This window comes from Micromonospora haikouensis (assembly GCF_900091595.1).
Classification (GTDB): domain Bacteria; phylum Actinomycetota; class Actinomycetes; order Mycobacteriales; family Micromonosporaceae; genus Micromonospora; species Micromonospora haikouensis.
Window position 1 is genome coordinate 1 of the sequence record NZ_FMCW01000070.1, and the last position, 7,437, is coordinate 7,437.

The 7,437-nt window shown below is 77.2% G+C and carries 2 protein-coding genes; both read right to left on the minus strand.

Going from position 1 to position 7,437, the window contains the following annotated elements:
- Positions 1 to 4,673, minus strand: a 4,673-nt coding sequence (locus GA0070558_RS32260) for a beta-ketoacyl synthase N-terminal-like domain-containing protein (protein ID WP_091287233.1), incomplete at its 3' end; no start/stop codon positions are given.
- A gap of 37 nt (positions 4,674 to 4,710) precedes the next feature.
- A partial coding sequence (locus tag GA0070558_RS32265) for a beta-ketoacyl reductase (RefSeq protein WP_141722420.1) occupies positions 4,711 to 7,437 on the minus strand: 2,727 nt, incomplete at its 5' end.

A 7,437-nucleotide genomic window follows, 5' to 3' on the forward strand; every position in this document is an offset into this window, starting at 1 on the left:
TTCGACTTCACCGAACCAATCGCACAGAACTGCGTCCGCGACGTGAACTCCCGCCACGCCCGCGTCAAACCCTCCACCTCAATCGGATCACCCAACGACGTACCAGTCCCATGCGCCTCCACCAGACCGATCCCCTCCGGACCGAACCCGGCGTCACGCAACGCCGCCACGATCACGTCGCGTTGCCCGGCGGGGCTCGGGGCGGAGTAGCGGGTGGTCCGGCCGCCGTGGTTGACCGCCGCGCCCTTGATCAGGCCCCGGATCCGGTCGGCGTCCCGCTCGGCGTCGGCGCGGCGGCGCAGCACGACCGCGACCGCGCCCTCGCCGGGCACGAAGCCGTCGGCGTCCACGTCGAACGCACGGCAGCGGAAGGTGGGCGACAGGGCCCGCAGGTCCTGCATGGACCGGAAGTACTCGGGGCTGATCGCGGCGTGCACGCCGCCGATGACCGCGGTGTCGATGTCACCGGCCCGCAGGTGCTGCAGCGCCGTGTGCAGGGCCACCAGCGACGACGAGCACAGCGTGTTGACCACGACGCTCGGCCCGTGCCAGTCCATCAGGTACGACAGCCGGTTCGGGATCATCGCCTCCAGCCCGAGGCCGCGCCCGTCGGGCACCCCGTGCCGGGACCGCTCCTCGTGGTAGTGGTCGTGGCTGTAGGCGATCCACAGGCCGATCCGGTTCTCCCGGTCGCCCTGCCCCATCCGGCCGGCGTCCTCCAGTGCCTCCCAGATGGTCTCGTACACGATGCGGGCCTGCGGGTCGATCAGCGGCGCCTCCCGGGCGGAGATCCGGAACGGCACGGGGTCGAACTCGTCGACCCGGTCCAGGAAGGACGCCTGCGGGACGGGGCCCTCCTCGGCGCGCTGCCAGCGGCCGTCGGGCAGGACGCGGACGGTGTCGCGCCCCTCGGCCAGCAGCGACCAGTACCCGTCGAGGTCGTCGGCGGTGGGCACCCGGATCGCGGCGCCGACGACGGCGATGTCGCGCCCGGTGTCCGCACGCTCGGCGGCCTGCGCGTGGTCGACGGCCTGGGGCGGGGTGGTGACCGGCGGCGGTCCGGCGGTCACGGCCGGCGGCGTCGCCGCGACCGGCTCGGGGGTCTCGACCGACCGGGGGGCCTCGGCCGGCCCGAGGGGCGGGGCGCTGACGGCGGCCGGGGGCGGGGCGACGGGTGGCTCCGGGGTCGGATCGGGGGCGGTCGCCGGACCCGCCGGCGGTGCCGCCAGCGAGGCGACGAAGTCGGGGGCCTCGTCGACGAGGTGCTGGGCGAAGCTGCGGGGCGTCGGATACTCGAAGAAGACGGTCGGATAGAGCGACAGGCCGTGTTCCCGGGACAGCCGGTCGCTCAGCCCGACCAGGCCGACGGAGTCGAAGCCGGCCGAGAGGAACTCGGTGTCGGCGTGCTCGGCGTCCGTGCCGGACAGGGCCAGGAACCAGGCGAGCGCCCGCGCGACGGGTGACGCCGACGCGACACCGCCGGGAAGCGCCGCCCGCTGCGGCACCGGGGGCGGCGCGGGGGCGGCGGCCGGAGCGACCGGTGTGGTCGGGGCCGCGGTGGGCTGCGCGGCCTCGGCCGGAGCGGGCCGCCCGGCCGGGACGGCCGGCGCCGGGGGTGCCGGAGGCCGGGCCGCCGCGACCGGGGCCGGGGCGGGCGCGACGGCGGTCGGGGCCGGGCGGGGCGCGGCAGGGGCCGGTGGCTGGTCGCTGAACGCGAGCACGGGCACCCGCTTCGACGAGATGTCGCCGAAGGTCAGCAGGGGCACGCCCCGCGCGTCGAGGACGACCTGGGTGACCCGGCACGCCTCCTCGTTCCAGAACGACACCTCGGTGCGGACGTAGGCGGCGTCGTCGAGCGGGCCGTGCACGCTCACCCGGTCCGCCGACAGCGGGATGAACGCGGACGCGTGCTCGGTGCCGAAGACGGGGTTGTCCGGGTCGATGGCGGCGATGGTGACGCTGTCCAGCAGGCCCGGGAAGAGCTGGACGTCCGGCGGGTTCAGCCCGCGCTGCCGGCCGCCCTCGATGCGGGCGAGCGTGCCCCCGCCCGCGAGGCCGGCCACCCAGGAGATGTTGCGGTAGTAGCGGCCGTGGTGGTAGCCGATGCGGCGCAGCCACCGGTAGACCGTGGAGCCGGCGTGCAGCCGCGAGCAGGCGGCGAGCAGCTCCGGCAGCGGCTCGGTGGCCGGGGCCGGGTCGGGCTGCGGGGCGTACCGGCCGGTGACGAAGGGCGTGCCGTCGGCGTCGGCGACGGTGAACCGGCCCTGCCCGTCGACCCGGCACCGCACGCGGTGCGCGCCGGTGGGGATCAGCGGCCGGTGGAACAGCACGTCCCGCACCCCGTGGAACGCGTCGCCGCGCAGCTGCGCGCCCTGGCGCAGGAAGTCGAACCAGGCGACGCCGGGCAGCATGATCCGGCGGTACACGGAGTGCTGGGCGATGGGCGTCTCGCCCGCCCCGAAGACCCGGGAGAAGGCGTACCCGGCCGGGCCCTCGTCGGCGTCCAGGGTGGTCGGGCCGCCGGGCTCGGCGGAGCGCAGGGGCTCCCGCAGGTCCAGCGCGGGCCCCCGGGCCTGTGCGGCGGGCAGCAGTCGCTTGCGCCACCCGGCCGGCCCCTGGAACGTGGCCCAGTCGACGTCCGCGCCGGCCTCGTACAGTTCCGCCGCGACGGTGGCGAGCAGCGCGGCGACGCCGCGCTCGTCGGTGACGTCGGCCAGGCGGGCGCACAGCTCCGGGCCGGCGTCGCAGTCGGAGTCGGCGGTGCCGGCCGCCGGGTCGTCGGCGGTCGCGGCCGGGCCGGTCAGGACCGCGCTCAGCGCCTGCTCCAGCGTGGTACGCCCGTGGGCGAAGTCGGCGATCGGCGCCCAGCCGGGCGGCAGGTCCACCGCCTGCTCGGGCACGCCGGTGTCGCGCAGCGCCACGGCCAGCACGACCCCGGCGCAGATCCGCAGCAGCGGGCCGGAGAACGTCGTCACGGGGCTGCCGACGGCGGCCTCGAACCGGCCCACGATCTCCCGCACCGCCGGCACGGATCCGGTGAGCGCGAGCAGCCAGGCCGGCGGGGCCGGCGCGGCGGCCGGACGCACGGTGACGGCGGGCCGCCGCCGGCGGGTCTCGCCGAGCGGGGCGTCGGCGGCGAGCAGGCGGGCACGCAGGGCGGCGGCGAGGCTGGCGGCGTCGGTGCCGGCGACGGCGCACCGCACGGCGCGGTGGGGGCGTCCGAGCCGGGCGGTGGCCAGCACGTCGGGGAGGTCGTCGGCGGTCGTCGGCAGGAACTCCAGCCACTGCGCGGCCAGCTCGCGCAGGCCGTCCGGGCTGTCGGCGGACAGGGGCAGCACCTCGGCGGCGCGACCGGCACCGGCCGGGGCGGCGGGCGCGCCGGCCGCCTCGGCGACGACGTGCGCGTTGGTGCCGCCGAAGCCGAACCCGCTCACCGCGGCCCGGCGGGTCGGTGCCGCCGGCCAGGGCTCGGCGCGCGGCGGCAGGTGGAAGGGGCTGGCGTCCAGCCGCAGGCGCGGGTTGACGGCGGGCACCGGCACGCCGGGCACCACCCCGTCCCGCAGGCAGAGGACGATCTTGGCGAGCCCGGCCAGGCCGGACGCCGAGTGCAGGTGCCCGATGCGCCGCTTCAGGGAGCCCAGCGCGACGCTGCCCCGGGCGACGCCGTGCCGGCCGAACACCTCGGTGAGTGCCCGCACCTCGATCGGGTCGCCGATGGCGGTGCCGGTGCCATGGGTCTCGACGTACTGGACGGTCGCGGGGTCGACCCGGTCGTAGACGCGGGTGAGCAGCTCGACCTGGGCCTCCAGGTTGGGGGTGGTCACCCCCATGGTGCGGCCGTCGTTGTTGACGCCGGTGCCGGTGATCGCCCCGAGGATCACGTCGCCGTCGGCGACGGCCGCCGCCATCGGCTTGAGCACCAGGGCGACGGCGCCCTCCCCGGGGACGTACCCGTTGGCCTTCTCGTCGAAGGTCTGGCACAGCCCGTCCGGGGAGAGCGCGCCGGTGCGGGAGAGCAGCACGAACGTCAGCGGGTCGACCAGCAGGTCCACCGCGCCGACCACGGCGATCTCGCAGCTGCCGGCGGCGAGGCTCTGGCAGGCCAGCCAGACCGCCGTCAGCGACGACGAGCAGGCGGTGTCGACGACGAGGCTGGGGCCGGCGAGGTCGAGCCGGTCGGACAGCCACGCCGCGACGAAGTTCTGCGAGCGGCCCCAGAGGGCGGCCGGGACCGGCGGGCCGGCAACCGGGGCACCGGCACGGCCGGCGGGGGCGACGCCGCGGCCGTGGTCGAAGCCGTAGGAGTTCATCCGGGCGCCGACGAAGACGCCCGCGTCGAGCCGCCGCCGGGCGGCCAGGTAGCCGGCGTCCTCCAGGGCGCGGGCCCCGACCTCCAGCATGACCCGCTGCTGCGGGTCGAGCAGGACGGCGTCGGCGGCAGTGAGCCCGAACGCCTCGTGGTCGAAGGAGAACGGGTCCTGCAGGAACGCTCCCCGGTGGTGGGTGCCCTGGTGGTCGCCGTCGCCGAGGTAGAGGTCGCGGGCCCAGCGGCTGGGCGGGACCTCGTCGACCTCGACCGAGTCGTGGGTCAGCATCCACCGCAGGTCGGTCACGTCCTCGGCGCCGGGAAGCCGTACGGCCATGCCGATCACCGCGATCCGATTGTCCGTCATGGTCGCGTCGCTCCTTCCGTCCCGCTCGGTGGGCATGTCAGTGGCCCTGCTGCTGGCCGTGGACGAGCAGGGGCCGCAGCAGCGCGCCGAGGTCCGGGGCCGGCGCGGCGGGTTGCCCGCCCGCGTCGGGTGCCGGCGGCGGCGCGTCGGGCGTGCCGGGCCCGGCCGCCTCCTGTGGTGCGGCGGGCGGCGTGCCGGCGGGGCCGGGCAGCCGGGCCGCGAGGTCGGCCATGGTGCGGGCCCGCATCACCAGGGACGGGTCGACGGTGATCCCGCCGAGCCGTTCGATGGCGTTGGTCAGGTCGACGATGACCAGCGAGTCCAGGCCCAGGTCCGGCAGGGGGCAGTCGCCCGGGTCCTCGCCGAGCACGTCGACGAAGGCGTCGCGCACCAGCGTGTATGCGAGGCCGGCTGCGGCGGCCGGCGCGGGCGCGGGCTCCGCAGCGGGTCGCGTGGCCGGCGTTGACCGTGGTGCCGCCGGTGCCGTGGCAGCCGACGCCGCCGGGGCCGACGCCGCCGGGGCCTGTGCGGCCGGGGCCGTCGTGGGCGGTGCCGTCGTGGGCGGTGCCGTCGTGGGCGCGGGTGGCGGCACGCTGTCGGGTGCGGCCGTGCCGGGGAACACGACTCCCCCGCCGGTGCGCAGGTGCGCGGTGAATCCGGTCAGCGCCTGGTCGAGGGTGATCGAGTGCCCGGCGGCGACGGAGTCGTCGGCCTCCATGCCGATGCCGACCCAGTTCGGCCAGGCGTGCGCGGTCACCGTCGTGCCGTCGTCGCCGGACTGCTCGGCCAGCGCCAACTGGTAGGCGTTGGCCAGGGCGTAGTCCACCAGCCCCCGGCCGGCGTGCGGCAGCGCGCCGGCGATCGAGGAGACCAGGGCGACGTGGCCCGCGCCCTGCGCGCGGGCCAGCCGCACCACGTTGCGGGAGCCGGCGACCTTCGGCGCGGTCACCCGGGCCGCCTCCGACCAGGGCCGGCGGCGCAGCGACCCGAACGGGTTGACCCCGCCGGAGCAGTGCACCACGCCGAGCAGCCGGCCCCAGCGGCGGCCGAAGGACGCGGCGGCGTCGGTCAGGGCGGCGGCGTCGGCGACGTCGCATCGCAGGTAGTCGACCTCGGCGTGCAGCCGCATCTGCGCCAGGAACTCCTCGGCACCGGGGTCGGCCGGCGACCGGCCGACGATGCCGACGTTCCGCGCGCCGCCGCGCACCAGGTGCGCGACCAGCCGCCGGCCGATCGCGCCGAGGCCGCCGGTGACGAGGTGGTACCCGTCGCCGTCCAGCGGGGTGGCCGGGCCGGGTGCGGCCGGGACCTGCTCCGGGGCGTACCGGATCCCCCGCCGGTAGGCGACGGCGGTGTTGACGCCGGGGCGCAGCGCGGCGAACTCGGCGGCGATCTGCCGGGCGCGGGTCTCGGCCGGGTCGCCCGCGTCGAGGTCGAGGGCCGCGACGGCGAACCGGTGCTCGGCGGCGGCGGCCCGGACGGTGAACGCCCGCGCGGCGGCCTCCGGGTCCAGCAGGGCCCGGTCGGCCTCGTCGACCGGGGCCGAGCGGTGCTCGACCCAGACCACCTTCGCCTGCGACGGGAGGGCCGCCGTGACCTCGCGGAGCTGCTCCCAGAAGCCGCGCAGGTCCGGTTCGGCGGCGGCGGACGTGGGGGCGGCGGCGACCACGACGAGGGCGCGGGCGGGCGCCCCGGGGGCGGCGATGTCGGCGCCCTGGGCGGACAGCGCGGCGGAAACGACGCCCTCGGTGGCCCGGTCGGCGGCGACCACCCGGACGGTCACGCCGTACGCCGACCCGCCGGTGCGGGGCGCGGTGGCCCGCCACCGCGTGCACAGCGCCTCGGGCGCGGCGGCGGCTGCGGGCGCGTCGGGCGACGCCGCCGCGGCGGGCTGCGGCACGGTGGGCGGCGGGGCCGCCGCCGTCGCCTCGGCGCTGCGGGTGTGCCAGTAGCGGCCCCGGGCGAACGGGTAGGTGGGCAGCGCGACGATGCGGGAGCCCGGGGCGGACAGCGCCGCCCAGTCGATGCCGGGGTGACCGCGCCGGGCCAGGTCGGCCAGCGCCTCGTGCCAGGCGTCCGGCGGGCCGTCCGGGGCGGCCGGCGGCGCGTCGGTGGCCAGGGCGGCGTCGACGCGGGCCACCGGGAGCCGGCCGTCGGTGACGGCCCGGAGCTGCTCGGCGAGGGCCGGGCCGGTGGGGCCGGTGACCGCGCTCTGGTAGTCGAGCAAGGAGCGGCCGACGTTCGCGGTGTGGCAGAGGTCGGCGGTCCGCCGGTCGTCGTCGGAGGCGGCGAACACCTCGGCGTACGCGGCGGCGAGCTGGCGCACCGCGTCCTCGCTAGCGGCGGAGACCCGGACCAGGTGCGGGCGCGGCGGAAGTGGCCCGCGCGGGGCGGCGAGGGGCGGCTCCTCCAGGATGACGTGGGCGTTCACCCCACCCATCCCGAACGCCGACACCGCACCCCGCCGCGGCGAACCCGCCACCCGAGGCCATGCGACGACCTGATCCGCCACGTAGAACGGCGACTCCTCGAACCGGATGTGATCATTCGGCCGGTTGACGTGCAACGTCGGCGGAATCTGCTCCCGATCCAACGCCAACAACACCTTGACCACACCAGCCAACCCAGCAGCCGGCTCCAAATGACCAATGTTCGACTTCACCGAACCGATCGCACAGAACTGCGTCCGCGACGTGAACTCCCGCCACGCCCGCGTCAAACCCTCCACCTCAATCGGATCACCCAAACTCGTACCGGTGCCATG